At 70.5% G+C, this 18,677-nt stretch carries 14 protein-coding genes; 7 read left to right on the top strand and 7 right to left on the bottom strand.

The window, feature by feature from the left end:
* Positions 1-2: 2 nt before the first annotated feature.
* Positions 3-1,928, bottom strand: a complete 1,926-nt coding sequence (locus tag AMYTH_RS0138885) for an acyl-CoA dehydrogenase family protein (protein WP_027934762.1) — start codon at positions 1,926-1,928, stop codon at positions 3-5.
* A gap of 153 nt (positions 1,929-2,081) precedes the next feature.
* On the opposite strand from AMYTH_RS0138885, the gene AMYTH_RS0138880 reads away from it, so the two are divergent.
* Positions 2,082-2,951 carry a patatin-like phospholipase family protein gene (locus AMYTH_RS0138880; RefSeq protein WP_027934761.1) on the top strand — a complete coding sequence of 290 codons (870 nt, stop codon included), beginning with the start codon at positions 2,082-2,084 and terminating at the stop codon, positions 2,949-2,951.
* A 74-nt stretch (positions 2,952-3,025) separates the two neighbouring features.
* Here the strand turns inward: AMYTH_RS0138880 and AMYTH_RS50690 are convergent, their stop codons facing one another.
* On the bottom strand, positions 3,026-3,292 hold the full coding sequence (locus tag AMYTH_RS50690; RefSeq protein ID WP_148085730.1) for a hypothetical protein: 267 nt from the start codon (positions 3,290-3,292) through the stop codon (positions 3,026-3,028).
* 4 nt (positions 3,293-3,296) lie between these two features.
* On the opposite strand from AMYTH_RS50690, the gene AMYTH_RS0138875 reads away from it, so the two are divergent.
* Positions 3,297-4,271, top strand: coding sequence for a L,D-transpeptidase (locus AMYTH_RS0138875; protein WP_267283916.1), 975 nt, complete (start codon positions 3,297-3,299; stop codon positions 4,269-4,271).
* 37 nt (positions 4,272-4,308) lie between these two features.
* A complete protein-coding gene (locus tag AMYTH_RS0138870; protein ID WP_027934759.1) occupies positions 4,309-5,064 on the top strand; it encodes an SIR2 family NAD-dependent protein deacylase in 756 nt (251 codons plus the stop codon).
* Here AMYTH_RS0138870 and AMYTH_RS0138865 read toward each other — a convergent pair.
* The 3 genes from AMYTH_RS0138865 to dnaE all read right to left on the bottom strand — a co-directional run bounded on the left by AMYTH_RS0138865 (position 5,054) and on the right by dnaE (position 11,851).
* The gene (locus AMYTH_RS0138865; protein ID WP_027934758.1) at positions 5,054-6,232 is read right to left on the bottom strand and encodes a low temperature requirement protein A; all 1,179 of its coding nucleotides are present in this window, start codon (positions 6,230-6,232) and stop codon (positions 5,054-5,056) included. The genes AMYTH_RS0138870 and AMYTH_RS0138865 overlap by 11 nt on opposite strands.
* 303 nt (positions 6,233-6,535) lie before the next feature.
* A complete protein-coding gene (locus tag AMYTH_RS0138860) occupies positions 6,536-7,936 on the bottom strand; it encodes an MFS transporter (RefSeq protein ID WP_228685353.1) in 1,401 nt (466 codons plus the stop codon).
* Between the two features lie 339 nt (positions 7,937-8,275).
* The gene (gene dnaE, locus AMYTH_RS0138855) at positions 8,276-11,851 is read right to left on the bottom strand and encodes a DNA polymerase III subunit alpha (RefSeq protein ID WP_027934756.1); all 3,576 of its coding nucleotides are present in this window, start codon (positions 11,849-11,851) and stop codon (positions 8,276-8,278) included.
* A gap of 147 nt (positions 11,852-11,998) precedes the next feature.
* On the opposite strand from dnaE, the gene AMYTH_RS0138850 reads away from it, so the two are divergent.
* The 4 genes from AMYTH_RS0138850 (at position 11,999) to AMYTH_RS0138835 (ending at position 15,545) form a co-directional block, all read left to right on the top strand.
* Positions 11,999-12,571 carry a TetR/AcrR family transcriptional regulator gene (locus tag AMYTH_RS0138850; RefSeq protein WP_027934755.1) on the top strand — a complete coding sequence of 191 codons (573 nt, stop codon included), beginning with the start codon at positions 11,999-12,001 and terminating at the stop codon, positions 12,569-12,571.
* A 67-nt stretch (positions 12,572-12,638) separates the two neighbouring features.
* Positions 12,639-13,394 (top strand): SDR family oxidoreductase, encoded by a 756-nt coding sequence (locus tag AMYTH_RS0138845; RefSeq protein ID WP_027934754.1) that lies wholly within the window; start codon positions 12,639-12,641, stop codon positions 13,392-13,394.
* A gap of 55 nt (positions 13,395-13,449) precedes the next feature.
* Positions 13,450-14,361 (top strand): asparaginase, encoded by a 912-nt coding sequence (locus tag AMYTH_RS0138840; RefSeq protein WP_027934753.1) that lies wholly within the window; start codon positions 13,450-13,452, stop codon positions 14,359-14,361.
* A gap of 5 nt (positions 14,362-14,366) precedes the next feature.
* Positions 14,367-15,545 carry an aminotransferase class V-fold PLP-dependent enzyme gene (locus tag AMYTH_RS0138835; protein WP_027934752.1) on the top strand — a complete coding sequence of 393 codons (1,179 nt, stop codon included), beginning with the start codon at positions 14,367-14,369 and terminating at the stop codon, positions 15,543-15,545.
* 4 nt (positions 15,546-15,549) lie between these two features.
* On the opposite strand, the gene AMYTH_RS0138830 is transcribed toward AMYTH_RS0138835, so the two are convergent.
* Both AMYTH_RS0138830 and AMYTH_RS0138825 read right to left on the bottom strand, forming a co-directional pair.
* Complete coding sequence (locus tag AMYTH_RS0138830) at positions 15,550-17,877, bottom strand: ABC transporter permease (protein ID WP_027934751.1); 2,328 nt, start codon at positions 17,875-17,877, stop codon at positions 15,550-15,552.
* Positions 17,874-18,581, bottom strand: a complete 708-nt coding sequence (locus tag AMYTH_RS0138825) for an ABC transporter ATP-binding protein (protein WP_027934750.1) — start codon at positions 18,579-18,581, stop codon at positions 17,874-17,876. The genes AMYTH_RS0138830 and AMYTH_RS0138825 overlap by 4 nt, the downstream gene beginning before the upstream one ends.
* Positions 18,582-18,677 lie beyond the last annotated feature (96 nt).

Genomic DNA, 18,677 nt, shown 5'->3' with positions numbered 1-18,677 from the left:
GCTCAGCCCGCCGTGTACCGCCGCGCGACGTCCTCCGCGGTGGACGCGCCCGCCCGCCAGTCCGCGATCCACGGCCCGGTGCCCTCGCTCGGGTCCAGGACGCCCTCCTCCAGCCAGGTGAAGGCGCCGTCCATGACCCGGTCGGTGAGGCGGCGGTCCACGTCGTCGGTGTTGCGCCACAGGCCCTCGAACAACGTCTCGATCCGCACCCGCGCCTGGCGGCAGAACACGTCGGCCAGCTCGTAGGCGGCCTCGCCCTCCCGGACGTCGTCCTCGCGTTGCATCTCCGCCCGCACGCACGCCGCGGACATCGCGAACAACTCGGCGCCGATGTCGACGATCCGGCCGAGGAACCCCTGCCGCTTCTCCAGCCCGGCCTGCCAGCGCGCCATCCCGTAGAACGTCGAGCGCGCCAGCTTGCGGGCGGTGCGCTCGACGTAACGCAGGTGGGGCGCGAGCTGCCCGAACTCGGCGAACGACGTGGGCACCTGACCGCGGCCGGTGACCAGCTGCGGCAGCCACTTCGCGTAGAAGCCACTGGCCTTGGCCGCCGCTTTCGCCTTCGCGGGCAGGTCGGCCTCCAGGTCGGCGAGCGCCCCGGCCGCCGCCAGGTGCGCGTCCACCGCCTCGCGTGCGATGAGCAGGTGCATGATCTCCGTCGAGCCCTCGAAGATGCGGTTGATCCGCAGGTCGCGCACCAGCTGTTCGACGCCGACCGCCCGTTCCCCGCGTGCGGCGAGCGACTGGGCGGTCTCGTAGCCGCGGCCGCCGCGGATCTGCATCAGCTCGTCGGCGATCTTGCAGGACATCTCGCTGGCGTACAGCTTGGCGAGCGCCGCCTCGATGCGGATGTCGTTGCGGCCCTCGTCGCTCATGTGGCCGGACAGCTCCTGCACGCTCTCCAGCGCGTACGTGGTCGCGGCGATGAAGGAGATCTTGTTCGCCACGGCCGCGTGCCCGGCGATCGGCTTGCCCCACTGCACACGGGCCGCCGCCCACTCGCGGGCGATCTTGAGACACCACTTGCCCGCGCCGGCGCACATCGACGGGATCGACAGCCGCCCGGTGTTCAGCGTCGCCAGCGCGATCTTGAGCCCCTTGCCCTCGCCACCGACGACCGCGTCCGCGGGCACCCGCACCTGGTGGAAGCGGGTGACGCCGTTCTCGATCCCGCGCAGGCCCATGAACGCGTTGCGCCGCTCCACCGTGATGCCTGGCGAGTCCATCTCGACGATGAACGCGGTGATCCCACCGCGGTGCCCCTCGCTGCGCGGCACCCGCGCCATCACGACGACCAGTTCGGCGACCACCCCGTTGGTGGTCCACAACTTGACGCCGTCGAGGAGGTACCCGCCGTCCTCGGTCGGGGTCGCGGTGGTCGCCAGGCGCGCCGGGTCGGATCCCACGTCGGGCTCGGTGAGCAGGAAGGCGGTGACCGCGCCCTTCGCGCAGCGCGGCAGGAACTTCGCCTTCTGCTCGGGCGTGCCTGCCAGCTTGAGCGGTTCCGGCACGCCGATCGACTGGTGCGCGGACAGCAGCACGCCCAGCGTCGGGTGCACCGAGCCGAGCAACGCCAGGGCGCGGTTGTAGGCGACCTGGGACAGCCCGAGGCCGCCGTACTCCTCCGGGATCTTGATGCCGAAGCAGCCCAGCTCGGCCAGGCCCTTGACGTACTCGTCCGGGATGCGCGCCTCCCGCTCGATGACGGTGCCGTCGAGGGTCTCGGCGTACTCGCGCAGGCGGGTGAGGAACTGCTCGGCCTTCTTCGCGGCCGCGGGTTCGGCACGGGGGTGGGGGTGGACGAGGTCGAGCCGGAACCGCCCGAGGTAGAGCTCCTTCGCGAACGACGGCTTGCGCCAGCCGCTCTCCCGGGCCTCCTCGGCGACCGCGCGGGCTTCCTTCTCCGTCACCTTCGGCTGATCAACCACCGAACACCTCCTCGGTGCGCCGTCAAGACATTGTGACCAGTGTTACTCACCGGTAGTGCGAACGGAAGCCCCTAGACCGGGGTGGTGAATGCCACCGCGCGTCCGATGGCGGCGCGCGGGGACGCGGAGCACCATGCGAGTGGAGGTGGTCCGATGCCCGAGGTCGACCTGCCCCGCCCGGTCGGGTTCGTGCTCGGCGGGGGTGGCAGCCTGGGTGCGATGCAGGTCGGCATGCTGCGTGCCCTCACCGAGGCCGGGATCCGGCCCGACCTGGTCGTCGGCACGTCGGTGGGGTCGCTCAACGGCGCCGTGCTCGCCCTGGACCCGGACGACGCCGGCGAACGGCTGCGTAAGACGTGGACCCACATGACCCGCCACGAGGCGTTCCCGGGCGGGGTCCTCAGCCAGGTCCGCACCCTGCGGCACAGCAAGACCCACCTCTTCCCGAACATCGGGCTGGCCACGATCGTCGACGACCACCTCGGGCCGGGCACCACGTTCGAGGACCTCGCGCTGCCACTGGGCGTCGTCGCGACCGACGTGGACACCGCGGAGGCGCGCCTGTTCACCTCCGGCGACCTGCGGCCGCCCCTGCTGGCGAGCGCGGCGATCCCGGGCATCTACCCGCCGGTCGAGCACGACGGGCGGCTGCTCTACGACGGCGGCCTGGTGGCGAACGTGCCGATGCGGCAGGCGCTGGTGCTCGGCGCGCGGTCGCTCGTCGTGCTGGACTGCGCCTTCCCCGGCCAGATCCCGTCGCCGCCGCAGACGTTCGCCGAGGTGCTGATGTACACGGCGATGGTGAGCATGCGGAACCAGGCCGTGCTGGAGGCGCCGATCGCGGCGGCGGAGGTACCGGTGGTCTACCTGCCCGGGCCGCGTCCGGTGCGGCTGAGCCCGCTGGACTTCAGCCGCACCGAGGAGCTGACCGACCTGGCGTTCGAGGCCGCGCGGATATACCTGGACGGCCTCGTGATCGACGGGCCCGGCCTCTACGGCGGCCCCGGGGTCAAGATCGCGTGACGCGGGCCACTCCGGGACAACAAACCGGGTGAGGGCACGTCTATCCGGGCGCGGTAGTTTTGCTTTCTCACCCACTATTTCCCAAAAAGAGACCACATGACAGTCAAGAAGACTTTACTTTTCGCCCGCAGCGCGCCGATCGCGGCTGGACTGCTCGCGGTGGCGCTCTTTTTGTCGGCATGCAGTTCCGGCAATTCGGGCAATACGAACAACGGCGGCACGGCTGCGCCCGGCACGTCGAGCCAGGGGGCCGCGGTCTCCGTTTCCATCGAACCCGCGAACGGGAAGAACATCAGCCCGGTCACGCCGATCGTGGTGAAGGCGGCGAACGGCACGCTCACGGACGTGACCGTCCAGAACACCGCGAAGCACACCACCGTGAAGGGCGAGTTCTCGGCGGACAAGACCACCTGGACCTCGTCGGAACCGCTCGGGTACGGCAGCACCTACACGATCGACGCGCACGGCGCGGACCGCAGCGGCAAGACCGTCGAGCAGCAGGGCCAGGTGACCACGGTGTCGCCGTCGAAGCAGGCGAACCCGAACATGATCCCCGCGCCGGCTTCGGTGGCCCAGACCGGCGTCGGCGTCGGGCAGCCGGTCGTCTTCCAGTTCAGCTACCCGGTGAAGAACAAGGCGGACGTGGAAAAGCAGCTGTCGGTGGTGTCGAATCCGCCGCAGGAGGGCAGCTGGTACTGGATCGACGACAAGAACGTGCATTACCGGCCGAAGGAGTACTGGCAGCCGGGCACGACGCTGACCGTTTCCGCGAAGATCTACGGTGTCGATTTCGGCAACGGCGTCTACGGCGCGGAGGACCGCACGGAGACTTACCACGTGCACGATTCCTGGATCGCGAAAGCCGACGGCAACACCGAGCAGATGCAGATCTTCCACAACGGCCAGGTGGTGAAGACCATGCCGATTTCGATGGGCAAGGACGCCACCCCGACGCACCTCGGCGCGCACGTGATTTCGTTCAAGGCCGAGAGCTACACGATGGACTCCTGCACCTACGGCGTCTGCCAGGGCGATCCGAAGTGGTACCGGTCCGAGGAGAAGTGGACCGAGCGCATCTCCAACGACGGCGAGTTCGTCCACGAGAACCCGAACAGCGTGGGCGCGCAGGGGAGCTCGAACGTGTCGCACGGCTGCATCAACCTCAACGCCGAGAACGCCGAGTGGTTCTTCCACAACCTGGGGCTGGGTGACGTGGTCGAGGTGACCAACTCCGGCGGGCAGCAGCTGCCGGTGTGGGACCTCTACGGCGACTGGGCGCTGTCGTGGGAGCAGTGGCAGCAGGGCAGCGCGCTGAAGTGATGTGGTGATCGCGGTTCCGGGGCGGCACGATGGGGGCATGACTGCCCCGGAACTCGATCGCGCGCGACGGCTCGTGGACGGCGCTTCGCGGATCGTCGCGCTCACCGGCGCCGGTGTCTCCACCGATTCGGGCATCCCGGACTTCCGGGGCCCACAGGGGGTGTGGACGAAGAACCCGGACGCCGAGAAGCTGTCGCACATCGACGACTACGTCGCCAGCCGCGAGGTGCGCGAGCAGTCATGGCAGGCCAGGCTCGACCACCCCGGCTGGTGGGCGCGGCCGAACGCGGCGCACCTGGCCCTGGTCGACCTGGAACGGCAGGGCAGGCTGTCGGCGATCCTCACGCAGAACATCGACGGGCTGCACCAGAAGGCCGGGAACTCGCCGGACCGGGTGGTCGAACTGCACGGCACGATGGCCGACACGATCTGCCTGGCCTGCGACGACCGCCGCGACATGCACGAGACACTGGACCGCGTGCGGGCCGGGGAGTCCGACCCGGAGTGCGAGATCTGCGGCGGGATCCTGAAGTCCGCGACGGTCTCCTTCGGGCAGATGCTCGACCCGGAGGTGGTGGACCGCGCCCGCGAGGCCGCCGAGACGTGCGACCTGATGCTGGCGCTGGGCACCTCGCTGACGGTGCACCCGGCCGCGGGCCTGGTGGACATCGCGGCGGCGGCCGGGGCGCCGGTGATCATCGCGAACGCCTCCGAAACGCCCTACGACGAGGTGGCGACCGTCGTGTTGCGCGAGCCGCTGGGCGAGGTGCTGCCGAAGATGGTCAGTCGCTGACCGGTTCGCCGTGGCTGGCGATCACCATGGTGGCTACCAGCGCCGCGACGACCAGCGCGGTCAGGTACACCGGCACCGGCGTGAACGACACCGCCAGCGCCAGCACCGCGGCCAGCGGGAAGCCGATCGCGATCGGGCGGCACTCGTTGCGCGGTCCGACGTGCAGCAGCCACACGCTGACCAGGAACACCGCCACGGGCACGGTCGTGGCGAACGCGGCGACCAGCTCGGGCGCGTGCCCGGTGTGGGTTTCGTGGTCCAGCGCGACCTCGATGCCGACGCCGACCGCGGCCGCCGACGTGAAGATCAGGTAGTGGCCGTAGCCCCAGGCGTAGCCGTACTTGAACTGGGCGAGCCGCTGGTGGCCGGGCTGATCGAAGTACAGCCACCACATGCCGAACACCAGGACCAGCCCGGCCAGCGCGAGGAACACCAGGTTCAGCACGTCGTGACCGGTGTCGATGGCCTCGCGAACCGCGTTCGTCGCGCCGAAGATCGTTTCGCCGAGCACGATCAGCGTGAACAGGCCGTACCGTTCGGCGATGTGGTGGCGGTGCCACTTGGTCGGCGTGCGGCGCTCGGCCCAGACCGGCACGAGCATCTCGGCCGCGGCGAGCACCAGGAAACTGGGTAGGAACCACGATTCGGGCACCGCGAGCCGCGCGATCCAGCCTGCCTGCACGATCGTGATGCCCAGCGCGTACCGCAGCGCCGTCGGCCGGCATTCGGGCGCGCTGCGGGCGGCCCGCAGCCACTGCGCGACCATCGCCAGCCGCATCAGCACGTACCCGATCACGATGACCGTGAAGTCGTCGGAGAACGCCCTGCTCACGCCGGCAGCGACGACCAGCGCGCCGGCGATCTGCACGAACGTCAGCAACCGGTAGGGGCCGTCGTCGGTGTCGAACGCGGAGGCGAACCAGGTGAAGTTGACCCAGCCCCACCAGATCGCGAAGAACACGAGCAGGAAGCTCAGCACACCGTGGCCGACGTGGTTCTCCGACAACGCGTGGTGCAGTTCCGCCGCGGCCTGGCCGACCGCGACGACGAAACACAGGTCGAACAACAATTCCAGCGGCGTCGCCGCGCGGTGCTCCTCGTCGCGGTTCCGCGCGGTCATCGGCCGGTACCAGACGCGGTACCGCCGGTTGGCGGGTGCCACGGACATGCCTCGCCCCTCCCGGTCGGCTGCTGTCCGCCTCATCCCAGCACACACGACGGGTGGGCCCGGCTCCCCCTCGTCCGGGCCCACCCACGTGGGTGCCTTCCTGCCGCCGTACGATCCCCCGCGGACGCCGACGGTACCGGGGCGGGCGTGACCCTGAGTGTCCGATCTCGAGAGCCCGGAGCGCGGTCCCCATCCCCGGAACCCGCTCCACATAGCCACTGTGCGTAGCTGATGCCCGCAACGTGAAGGCAAGTCAAGGTTTACCCGGTCGCTCTCCGTAGATCTAGCACCTTCGGGGAAGTCTCACTCATATGGAGCAGCAGTTGTGGCGCTGAGTAGTTGATCGTTAGAGGCGCGTGCTCGCCGGGCGCGGAGTTCGGCGATCCCGAGCCCCAGCGCGAAGAGGACAAAACCGGCAGCACACAGCAGCGAGACGGCGAGCGCGGCCGGGAAGTCGTTGCCGGACGCCGGGAGGACCGCCCGGAACACCGACGCGAGCACCGCGGTGCCGATCGCAGTGCCGATCCGCTGCCCGGTCTGCAACGCTCCCCCGGCGACGCCGGCCATCCGGGTCGGCACACACTCCAGCGTCAGCGTCGTGTTGGGCGAAATCACCATGCCACCGCCGATCCCGGCCACCAGCAGGGGCAACGCGACCACCAGACCGAGGTCCTGCCCCGGCGCGAGCCACGCCAGCAACGCGACGACACCCAGCCCCAACGCCACCAGCGAGAGGCCGGTGACCGTGAGGCCCCGCCCCCACCGCGCGACGAGCCGCCCCGCCACCGCCGCGGAAACCGCCGCCCCCACCGCGAACGGCGTCACCGCCAGCCCGGACTCCAGCGGCGTGTAACCGAGACCCTGCTGGAAGAACATCGCGAACACCAGCCAGATCCCGGCGAACCCGCAGAAGTACACCGCGCCGATCAGCGCACCCGGGGTGTAGCCCGGGGTTTCGGTGAACAACCGGACGTCCATCAACGGCGTGCGCTCGTGCCGCACCACGCGCCGCTCCCAGCGGACGAACGCGAACCCGAACACGGCCGCGACCGGGAACAACCACCACAACCGCCGCACACCGTCCTCTTCGGACTCCACCAGTGGCAGCAGCACCCCCAGCACGGCGAGCCCGAGCAGCAGCACACCGACGAAGTCGATCTCGGACCGCAGCCGCGCGGGACGGCCCTCGGCACGCGGCAGCAACCGCAGCGCCAGGACGAACGCGAACGCCCCGATCGGCACGTTCACGTAGAACACCCAGCGCCAGCCCTGCTCCTCACCGAACACGGCGAGGATGAGACCGCCCAGCACCGGCCCGACCGCCGTGGAGATGCCGACCACCGACCCGAACGCGCCGAACGCCTTGCCCCGCTCCGCGCCGCGGAACAGGTCCTGGATCAGCCCCGTGTTCTGCGGCGTGAGCAACCCGGCCGCGCACCCCTGCAGCAACCGCGCGACGACCAGCACCTCACCCGTCGGCGCGGCACCCGCGAACGCGCTCATCGCCACGAACGCCGCCAGCGCGATGAGGAACATCCGGCGCCTGCCCAGCGCGTCGCCCAGACGCCCACCCGAGACGAGGACCAGGCCGAAGGTGAGCGCGTAGCCCGAGACGACCCACTGCGCGGTGCCGGCGTCGCCACCGATCCCCTTCTGGATGGACGGCAGCGCCACGTTCACGATGCTGACGTCCAGCAGGCCCATGAAACCCGCGGTGAGGGTCACGGCCAGGGCTTTCCAGCGGCGTGGGTCCTGTTGCTGGGTGAGGGTCACTCATCCATGGTGACCTTTGGGTCCGGGTTGCGCGCGGTCTGGCGGCGCTACGCGGGTTTCTCAATCGCCGGCTTCGCTTCGCTACGCCCCGATTGAGCCCCTCCCGAACCCGATCTTTCAGTGTTCGGTTGCCGAGACACCGCGTCAAGGCGGGAAAGCGTGCCTTGACCCGGTGGCTCGGCAACCGATTTGGCTGGGGATCGGGTTGCAGGAGGGGGCTGGCTCGGAGGTGGCCGGCTTTCGTCGCCGGGTGTCCGTTGGTTCTGCTGTTTAGGTGCCGGCGGTGATGCCGGGGATGCCTTTCAGTTCACCCATCAGCATGGAGCTCACCTTGACCGGGTAGTCGTACAGCGCGAAGGTCGTCTCGCGTTGTTTGCCTACCAGCTTCAAGCGGACCGGGGTGTCACCGCGGTGGGCGAGCAGCGTGGACTTCAACTCGCCGACCACGCTCTTGTCCAGGCGCTCCGCCGTGCAGCGCAGCACGAGCGGGGGCTCGTCGTCGCCGTTGCCGATTTCCGACAGGTCCAGCGGTACCAGGCCGCCGCCGAAGACGGACATCTTGTCTTCGCGCCAGTTGACGCGGCCTTTGACCAGGACGGCGTTGTCCTCGATGAGGTCGGCCTGGAACAGGGCGTAGGACTTGGGGAAGAACAGCACCTCGAGCGAGGCGTCCATGTCCTCGACCGTGCAGATGGCCCAGGGTTCGCCCTTTTTGTTGACCCGCCGTTCGAGCGAGGTGATCAGGCCGGAGATGACCAGCTCGCCTTCCTTGGGCGGGTTGTCCAGGATCGCGGCGATCGGGCGCGGCGCGTGTTTGCGCAGGATCCGTTCGGCGCCGTCCAGCGGGTGCGCGGACACGTACAGGCCCAGCATTTCCCGCTCGTAGGCCAGCAGCTGTTTGCGCGGCCACTCCTCGTCGCCGAACTTCAGGTGCGCCAGCGGCGACGACGAGGGTGCGGGCTCGGCCGCGTCGCCGTCCCCGCCGAACGCCCCGAACAGGTCGAACTGGCCCATCGCCTCCTGGCGCTTGAGCGGCACCACCGCGTCGACCGCGTCCTCGTGCACCTGGATCATCGACAGGCGCGTGTTGCCGAGGCTGTCGAAGGCGCCGGCCTTGATCAGCGATTCGATGACCCGCTTGTTGCAGGCCACCAGCTCGGACTTGTCGAGGAAGTCGGTGAAGGAGGAGTACTTGCCCTTCTCCTGGCGGGTCTTGATGATCGACTCCACCACGTTGGCGCCGACGTTGCGGACGGCGCCCATGCCGAAGCGGATGTCGTCGCCGACCGCGGCGAAGCGCTGGCCGGATTCGTTGACGTCCGGGGGCAGCACCTTGATGCCGAGGCGGCGGCACTCGGACAGGTAGACCGCGGACTTGTCCTTGTTGTCACCCACCGAGGTGAGCAGCGCGGCCATGTACTCCGCGGTGTAGTTCGCCTTCAGGTACGCCGTCCAGTACGACACCAGGCCGTAGGCGGCCGCGTGGCTCTTGTTGAACGCGTACCCGGCGAACGGGAGGATCGTGTCCCACAGCGCCTGGATGGCCTCGTCGGAGAAGCCGTTCTCCTTCATCCCGGCGTGGAAGCCCTCGAACTCCTTGTCGAGGACCTCCTTCTTCTTCTTGCCCATCGCGCGGCGCAGCACATCCGCTCGGCCCATCGAGTAGCCGGCGACCTTCTGCGCGATGTGCATGATCTGCTCCTGATAGACGATCAGGCCGTACGTGTCGGCCAGGATCTCCTTCAGGGGCTCTTCCAGCTCGGGGTGGATCGGCTTGACCTGCTGCCGGTTGTTCTTCCGGTCGGCGTAGTCGTTGTGGGCGTTCATGCCCATCGGACCGGGCCGGTACAGCGCGCCGACCGCGACGATGTCGTCGAACACCGTCGGCTGCATGCGGCGCAGCAGGTCCCGCATCGGGCCGCCGTCCAGCTGGAACACGCCGAGCGTGTCCCCGCGGGACAGCAGCTTGTAGGTCTCCGGGTCGTCGACGCCCAGGGTGTCGAGGTCGATGTCGATGCCGCGGTTGGCCTTGATGTTGTCGATGGCGTCACCGATGACGGTGAGGTTGCGCAGGCCGAGGAAGTCCATCTTCAACAGGCCGATGGCTTCGCAGGACGGGTAGTCCCACCCGGTGATGATCGACCCGTCGTCGCGCTGCCAGAGCGGGATGGCGTCCATCAGCGGTTCGCTGGACATGATGACCGCGCAGGCGTGCACGCCCGCGTTGCGGATCAGGCCCTCCAGGCCGCGGGCGGTGTTGAAGATCGTGGAGACCTCTTCGTCGGTCTCGATCAGCGTGCGGACCTCGGCCGCCTCGCCGTAGCGCTCGTGCTGCGGGTCCACGATGCCCGACAGCGGAATGTCCTTCGCCATGATCGGCGGCGGCAGCGCCTTGGAGATCTTGTCCGCGATCGCGTAACCCGGCTGGCCGAAGTGCACGCGCGCCGAGTCCTTGATCGCCGCCTTGGTCTTGATGGTGCCGAAGGTGATGACCTGGGCCACCTTGTCCGCGCCGTACTTCTCGGTGGCGTAGCGGATCATCTCGCCGCGGCGGCGGTCGTCGAAGTCGATGTCGATATCGGGCATCGACACGCGCTCGGGGTTGAGGAACCGCTCGAACAGCAGCTTCTGCGGGATCGGGTCCAGGTTCGTGATGCCCAGGACGTAGGCGACCAGCGAACCCGCGGCCGAACCACGGCCGGGGCCGACGCGGATGCCGACCTTGCGGGCGTAGTTGATGAGGTCGGCGACGACGAGGAAGTAGGCCGGGAAGCCCTTCCCGATGATGACCTCGAGCTCCATGTCGAGCCGCTCGCGGTAGCCCTCGGGCGCGCCCTCCGGGAACCGCCACGCCAGGCCGCGGTCGACCTCGGCGCGCAGCCAGGACGCCTCGTCGTGCCCTTCGGGCACCTCGAAGACGGGCATGCGGTCCTTGTGGGTGTAGACGTCTTCGTAGGACTGGACGCGTTCGGCGATGAGCAGGGTGGAGTCGGCGGCGCCGGGGACCTCGGTGTCCCAGTACTCGCGCATCTCGGCGGCCGATTTCAGGTAGTAGCCGTCGCCGTCGAACTTGAACCGGTTCGGGTCGTTGAGCGTCTTGCCCGACTGCACGCACAGCAACGCCGAGTGCGAGTCGGCCTGGTCCTTGGTGACGTAGTGCGAGTCGTTGGTGGCCAGCGGTTTGAGGTCGAGCAGCTTGCCGATCTCCAGCAGGCCCTCGCGCACCGACCGCTCGATGGGCAGGCCGTGGTCCATCAGCTCCAGGAAGAAGTTGTCCGCCCCGAAGATGTCCTTGTAATCCGAGGCGGCCTGGATGGCCTCCTGCTTCTGCCCCAGCCGCAACCGGGTCTGCACCTCACCCGACGGGCAGCCGGTGGTGGCGATGATGCCGGCGGCGTTCTCCGCGATCAGCTCCCGGTCCATCCGCGGCTTGCGGTAGTAGCCCTGAATGCTCGCCAGCGACGACAGCTTGAACAGGTTGCGCAACCCCGTCGCGTTCTCCGCCAGCATCGTCATGTGCGTGTACGCACCACCACCGGAGACGTCACCGCCCTCACCGAACTCGTCCGAGCCCCGCTGCGAGGCCTGCCCCCAGAAGATCGGCTTCTTGGTGAACCGCGACTCCGGCGCGATGTAGGCCTCGATCCCGATGATCGGCTTGAGCCCGGCCTTGCGCGACTGCTGGTAGAACTCGTCCGCCCCGTACATGTTGCCGTGGTCGGTCATCCCGACCGCGGGCATGCCGAGACGACTCGCCTCGGCGAACAGCGGGGCGATCTTCGCCGCACCGTCGAGCATCGAGTACTCGGTGTGCACGTGCAGGTGGACGAAGGAATCGTTCGACACCAGCAGGAACCTCCCCTTGTTTCACGCTGACTCCCGGCCTGGAGGGATCAGCCTAGCTCGCGGCACCGACGAAAAACGCGCCGACGTGCCGACGTGCCGAGTGAAATTTATTTGACCTCCAGTTCCAATATGAGCTAGCGTTCCGGCATGGCGAGAGCGAAGGCCTTCGACGTGGACGCCGCCGTGGACAAGGCGATGGAGGTCTTCTGGGCGAACGGGTTCGGCGGCACCACGCCCCAGCAGCTGGTCGACGCACTGGGCATCGGGCGGGGCAGCCTGTACAACGCGTTCGACAGCAAGCACGCCCTCTACGAGCGGGCGCTGCGGCGCTACTACGAGCGCGAGACGGTCCGGCTGATCGAGGTGCTGGACGGCCCAGGCCCGGCCCGCGAGCGACTGCGCGCGGCGCTGGAACTCGTCGTCGACGCGGCCCGCGAAGACCGGCGTGGCTGCATGATGGCCAACGCCGCGGTCGAGTTCGGCGCGGCCGACGAGGTGGTCAACCACCTGGTGCGACGCACCTTCGAGCGCCAGGAGGCCGCCTTCCGCAGCACCATCGAGGAGGGGCAGCGGGCAGGCGAGATCGACGCCGGGGCCGACGCGCGGGCGCTCGCGTCGTTCCTGCTCACCACCATCAACGGCATCCGCGTGCTGGCCAAGGCCGACCCGGACCCGCGCCGCCTCGCGGACCTGGCAGGCACGGCTCTGCGCGCGCTCTGAACCCGCTGACCTGCGGCGTTTTGCGCTGCCTTCATTTTGTAACTCTAGTTCAAGAAAGAGAGTGCACGTGGACCTGCAGTTGGACGACAAGACGGCGGTCGTGACCGGCGCGAGCAAGGGGATCGGCCTGGCGGTCGTCCGCGCGCTGGCCGCCGAGGGCGTGACGGTGTTCGCGGCGGCACGCACCGTGAGCGAAGGCGTGCCGGTGCAGGCCGACCTCACGACCCGCGAGGGGGTGGCGCTGCTCGCGGAGCGGGCCGGTGACGTAGACATCCTGGTCAACAACCTGGGCGGCGTGACCACGGACAGCATGCGCGCAGACGGTTTCCTGGACATCGACGACGACGCGTGGCAGCGCACGTACGAGCTGAACCTGTTTTCGACCGTGCGGGTGACCAGGGCGCTGCTGCCGGGACTCCTCCGCCGGCGCGGCATCGTGATCAACATCTCGTCGATCGGCGCGCGGGCCGCCTTCCAGCCGGTCGACTACGGCACCGCCAAGGCCGCGCTGACGAACCTGACGAAGGCCCTGGCCGAGGAGTTCGGGCCGCGCGGCCTGCGCGCGCTGACCGTCAGCCCCGGCCCGACGCGGACCGCCAACTGGGCCGACCCCGCGGGGTACGCGGGCGAGCTGGCGGCCGCCGCCGGGATCCCGCTGGAGGAGTTTCTGGCCGGCGTGCCCGCGTCGATGGGCATCACCACCGGCAGGCTGACCGAGCCCGAGGAGACGGCCGCGCTGGTGACGTTCCTCGCCTCGCCCCGCTCCGGCAACCTGACCGGCGCCGACTACCTGGCCGACGGCGGGGTGATCAAGACCGTGTAGTGACGAGCATCCGGTTGACAGGGGGAAGTGGCGCGGCGAGCCTCGGGGCGTGGTGATCCCCCTCGTTCAGGTAGTCCGCGACGGGCTCGTGGAAAGCGTCCACTTCGGATCGCGGGTCGTCCTCGGCCCAGGTGGCGAGGTGCTGGAGGCCGGGGGTGACGTCGACCAGCCGGGCTACCCCCGGTCCACGGCGAAGCTCATGCAGGCCGCCGGCATGGTGCGGCTCGGGCTCGACCTGCCGCCCGACCTGCTCGCGCTGGCGTCCGCGAGCCACTCCGCGGAGGAGTTCCACCTCGACGGGGCGCGCAAGATCCTCGGCGAGCTCACCGAGGACGACCTGCAGTGCCCCGCCCACCTCCCCCACGACCCGGTCCTGCACGACGTGTGGATCGCGGAGGGACGCGCGCCGCGGCGGCTCGCGCACAACTGCTCCGGCAAGCACGCCGCGATGCTCGCCACCGCGAAGCTGAACGGCTGGTCCACCCACGACTACCTGGACCCCGCGCACCCGCTGCAGGTGAAGCTCGCCGAGACGGTGGCCGAACTCGCGGGCGAACCGATCGCGCACACCGCGGTCGACGGGTGCGGCGCGCCGCTGTTCGCGATCTCCCTGCACGGCCTCGCGACCGCCGTCCAGCGGGTCGCCACCGCCCCGCCCGGCACCCCGGAACACCGCGTGGCGGAGGCGATCCGCACGCACCCGGAGATGCTGGCCGGCCCGAACCGGGACGTCACCCAGCTCATGACCGCGGTGCCCGGGCTGATCGCCAAGGACGGCGCCGAGGCCGTGCAGATCGCGGTCCTGCCGGACGGTGTCACGGTCGCTGTCAAGATCGCCGACGGCTCCGCGCGCGCCCGCATGCCGGCCACGCTGGCGGCCCTGCGCCGCTTCGCGCCCCGGTACGACTGGGACGACGTGGTAAACCGCTGTCCCAGCCTGCACGCGCCCAATATGGTCGGTCTGTGACGACACTGCGCGAAGAAGACGTCGACCGCTTCCGCCGCGACACCCCGGGCACGGAAGAGGTCGTGCACCTCAACAACGCCGGCTCGGCGCTGCCGCCGCGGCAGGTCACCGACACGGTTCTCGACTACCTGCGCGAGGAGTCGGTGCGCGGCGGCTACGAGACCGCGGCCGCGCACGACGACCGCATCCAGGCCGTGCCCGACGCGATCGCCCGGTTCCTCGGCGCGGAAGCCGCCGACATCTCGGTGACCGACAGCGCGACCCGCTCGTGGCAGGCCGTCTTCTACGCGTTCCGCTTCGAGCCGGGCGACCGCATCCTCACCTGCCGGTCGGAGTACGCCAGCAACGCGATCGCCTACCTGCAGATCGCGCGCCGCACCGGCGCGGTGGTCGAGGTCGTCGAGGACGACGAGAGCGGCCAGCTCGACGTCGCCGACCTGGAGCGCCGCCTGGACGACGACGTCAAGCTCATCGCGATCACCCACGTGCCGACCCAGGGCGGCCTGGTCAACCCGGCCGAGGAGATCGGCGCGATCGCCGAGTCGGCCGGGATCCCGTTCCTGCTCGACGCCTGCCAGTCGGCCGGGCAGCTGGACCTCGACGTGCGCCGCCTGCGCTGCGACGCGCTGTCCGGCACCGGCCGCAAGTACCTCCGCGGCCCCCGCGGCACCGGCTTCCTCTACACGCACCCGCGGCTGCGGGAGCGGCTCGAGCCCGCGATGCTCGACCTGCACTCGGCCACGTGGACCGCGCCGGACAGCTTCGAGATCGCACCGGACGGCCGCCGCTTCGAGACCTGGGAACGCAACCACGGTCTCGTGCTCGGCCTCGGCGCCGCCGTCGAGTACGCCCACGAGATCGGCCTGTCCGCCATCGAGGAGCGGGTGACCGCGCTGGCCGCGCGACTGCGGGCGGACCTGTCGCAGATCGCCGGCGTCTCGGTGCACGACCAGGGCAAGCGCAAGTGCGGCATCGTCACCTTCAGCGTGGCCGGGACCGACGCGGCGGAGGTCCAGGCGGCGCTGGCCGCGGCGAAGATCAACACCTCGGTGGCGCGCCCCACCTCCTACCAGTACGACCAGGAGGTGCGGCGCCTGCCGGACATGGTGCGGGCGTCCGTGCACTACTACAACACCGAGGACGAGCTGCGCGCGCTGGCCGAGGCCGTGGAGCGGCTCGCGTAGCCGGTCATTCGCTGCGCAGGACGGCCGCGATGGGCGTCCGCGCCGCGCCGCGCGCCGGGATGAACGCACCCGCCACCGCGATGACGATGCCGGCCAGCGCCAGCAGGGCCGCCATCGGCGCGCGGTAGACGTCCAGGACGAAGCCGAAGACGTCGGACTGGGCCGCGCGCATCATCGCGGGGGCGACCACCCGGTGCGCGAGGATCCCGAGCGGCACGCCGATCAGCCCGCCGACCAGTCCCAGCGCGCCCATCGAGGTCACCAGCATCACGGTGACCTGGCGCGGTGTCATGCCGATCGACTTCAGCATGCCGAGGTCGCGCCGCCGTTCGCGGGCGTTGAGGACGACGGTGTTGAACACGCCGAGCGCGGCGACGGCGCCCAGCACCAGCGTCAGGAGCGTGGCGGAGCTGATGAGCACCACGGCCTGGCTCGACGTCCCGTCGCGCGGGGGCAGCACGGTCAGGCCGGGGTCGCCGGCCTCGACCGCGGCGCGGTAGGCCTGCTGGTCGGTGCCCGGCGCGAGTTCGACCGTGTAGGTGTCGGCCCGCGCGGCTGGGTCGAGGAGCGTCAGGGTGGACCAGTCGGCGAAGATCGTGTCGGCGTTGTTGGTCAGCACGACGCCGACGATCCGCACCGGGGTGCGCTGCCCGGCAAGTTCCACGGTGACGGTGTCGCCGAGCGCGAGCCCGCGCTGGTTCAGGAACCTCGACGGCACCGCGACCTGCCCCGGCCCGTCCGGCCAGTGGCCGCTCGTGACCTGGGGGGCGAGGGCCGCCGAGTCGCCGCGGGAGAACTCGACCGTCGCGGTCTGCTGCCCGCCGACCACGTTGACGTTCTTCGTGGCCACCGCGGCGACGAGCTCCGCGCCGGGGGTCGAGCGCAGCAGCGCCTCGTCCTCGGCGTCGGTCAGCGTGGTCGTGACACCGGGGCCGCCCGGCTTCGGCGACGCGCCGTCCGACAGCGCCGGCCCGCCCGCCACCACGTCGATGCGGTCCGGGTGGGACGGCCGCACCGCCGAGTTGTAGGCGTTCACCGACAACGTCACGCCGATCGCGAGCGTCACGGTGGTGACGCCGAGGACGACCGCGGCCAGCGTCAGGCCGCTGCGTGCCGGGCGGGCGAACGGGACCCCGAGGCCGAGGCTCACCGACCGCGGCAGCCGCAGGCCCGACAACCAGCGCTGCACGGCGAGCGCCCGCCCGGGCCGGGGCGCGCTGCCCGCGCTGATCGCCACCGCCGCAGGCAACCGGCGCGCCCGCAGCGCGGACACCAGCGCGGCCAAGGCGACCACGGCGGGCATCCCGAGCAACGCCGCGATGTCCACCCAGACGTCGATGCCGACCGCGCCCGCGCCGAAGACCTGGAACGCGTCGGCCAGCAACGGCCGCGCGACCACGTTGCCGAGCACCGTGCCCAGCACGCAGCCGGCGGCGGAGGGGACGGTGACCATCACCAGGTACACCCCCATCACCTGGTTCGGGCTGAAGCCGAGCGCCTTGAGCATCCCGATGTCGCGGTACCCGGCCACCACCGCGCCGCCGACCACGTTGGCGACGATCAGCACCGCGACCGCGAGCCCGAGGAACCCGAAGACGACGAGGAACGGCACGTACACCCCGACCTCGGTGGCGAGGTGCTGCTTCACCGTGAGGTAGGACTGCGCGCCCAGCAGCGCACCGGGCGGCAGCCCGGCCGTCACCGCCGCCTGCCCGGCGCTGATCTCCGCGGCGGTCGCACTCGCGGTGAACCGGTAGAGCATCTGGCTCGCGGTGGGCTGCAACGCCACCGCCTGGGCGGGGGTGACCCACGCGTCGGCGGACGCGCTCACCGAGTAGGCGAACCCGACGACGGTCAGCGCGGGACGGCCGGGAACCTCGATCCGGGTCCCGAGCGGCACCAGGGTGGTGCCGGGGACCAGGTTCAGGACGATCTCGCCCGGCGCGGCGGCCCACCGGCCCTCCCACACGTCGACCCGGTCCACCGGCCCGCCGGGGTCCGCGCGCCCCACGGTGGTCAGGGACGGGCCGACGCGTTGCGCGCTCTGCGAGGTGTCGAGGGTGAGCTGGGCGAACGGCCCGGCCGCCGCCTCGGCGCCCGCGGCGGCCGCCGTCAACTGTTCGTCGGCCACCAGGGTGCGGTCGAACGCCGCGACCAGGTCCGCTCCGCTCTGCTGCTCGTGCGCACGGTCGAAGGGGGCCGACGACGACACCAGCAGCCCGAGCGCCAGCACGATCGTCGCCGTGGAGATGGTCACCACCAGCCCGATCACCGCGGTCTGGAGCCGGCGGCGCCCCACCGCGGCCCGCGCCACCCGCCACACCGCGCTCACGGCGTCCGCTCCAGGCTGGTCTCGCGCGCGACCCGCCCGTCGGCGACCTCGACCACGCGGCTCGCGCACCGGGTGGCGAGCCGCTCGTCGTGCGTCACCAGCAGCAGCGTCTGCCCGATCTGGTTGAGGTCGAGCAGCAGGTCCATCACCTGCTCGCCGGATCGGCTGTCCAGCGCGCCGGTCGGCTCGTCGGCCAGCAGCAGCGCGGGCCGGTTCATCAGCGCCCGCGCGACCGCGACGCGCTGCCGCTCGCCGCCGCTCAGCCGGGCCGGGTAGATGTTGCGGCGCCCGGCGATGCCGAGCTCGTCGAGCAGTTCGAGCGCGCGCTTGCGGGCCTGGCCGGCCGGGGTGCCGGTGAGCTGGGCGGCGAGCGCCACGTTGTCCAGCGCGGGCAGGTCGTCGAGCAGGTTGAAGAACTGGAAGATCATGCCGATCCGGCGGCGGCGGAACAGCGCCAGCCCGGTCTCGTTGAGCTTCCCCAGGTCCTCGCCGTGCACGACGACCGAGCCGGACGTCGGGCGGTCCAGCCCGGCCACCATGTTCAGCAGCGTGGACTTGCCGCTGCCGGAGGGTCCCATCACCGCGACCGCCTCCCCGGCCCGGATCTCCAGGGAGACCCCGTCCAGGGCGACCGATTCGCTGTACTCCTTGCGCACGTCGGTCAACCGCACGACCGCGCCGTCATCTCTGGTCACGCCGGCCATCCTGCGGGCAGCGGCCCGGTACCGGCATCGGTCCGGGGAGGTAACTCCCGGCGCGGGTCATCCCGGGGATGTAGTCCGGCGGTGGATGCGTATCGC

The organism is Amycolatopsis thermoflava N1165 (assembly GCF_000473265.1).
GTDB lineage: Bacteria > Actinomycetota > Actinomycetes > Mycobacteriales > Pseudonocardiaceae > Amycolatopsis_E > Amycolatopsis_E thermoflava.
The sequence above is the reverse complement of the archived record's forward strand: the minus strand, read 5'-3'. Positions and strand labels throughout refer to the sequence as shown.

Bases quoted from the DNA above. Each gene is read 5' to 3' on its own strand.
- AMYTH_RS0138880 (WP_027934761.1), top strand. From the start codon at position 2,082: ATGCCCGAGGTCGACCTGCCCCGCCCGGTCGGGTTCGTGCTCGGCGGG.
- AMYTH_RS0138870 (WP_027934759.1), top strand. From the start codon at position 4,309: ATGACTGCCCCGGAACTCGATCGCGCGCGACGGCTCGTGGACGGCGCT.
- AMYTH_RS0138865 (WP_027934758.1), bottom strand. From the start codon at position 6,232: ATGTCCGTGGCACCCGCCAACCGGCGGTACCGCGTCTGGTACCGGCCG.
- AMYTH_RS0138860 (WP_228685353.1), bottom strand. From the start codon at position 7,936: ATGGGCCTGCTGGACGTCAGCATCGTGAACGTGGCGCTGCCGTCCATC.
- AMYTH_RS0138850 (WP_027934755.1), top strand. From the start codon at position 11,999: ATGGCGAGAGCGAAGGCCTTCGACGTGGACGCCGCCGTGGACAAGGCG.
- AMYTH_RS0138825 (WP_027934750.1), bottom strand. From the start codon at position 18,581: ATGGCCGGCGTGACCAGAGATGACGGCGCGGTCGTGCGGTTGACCGAC.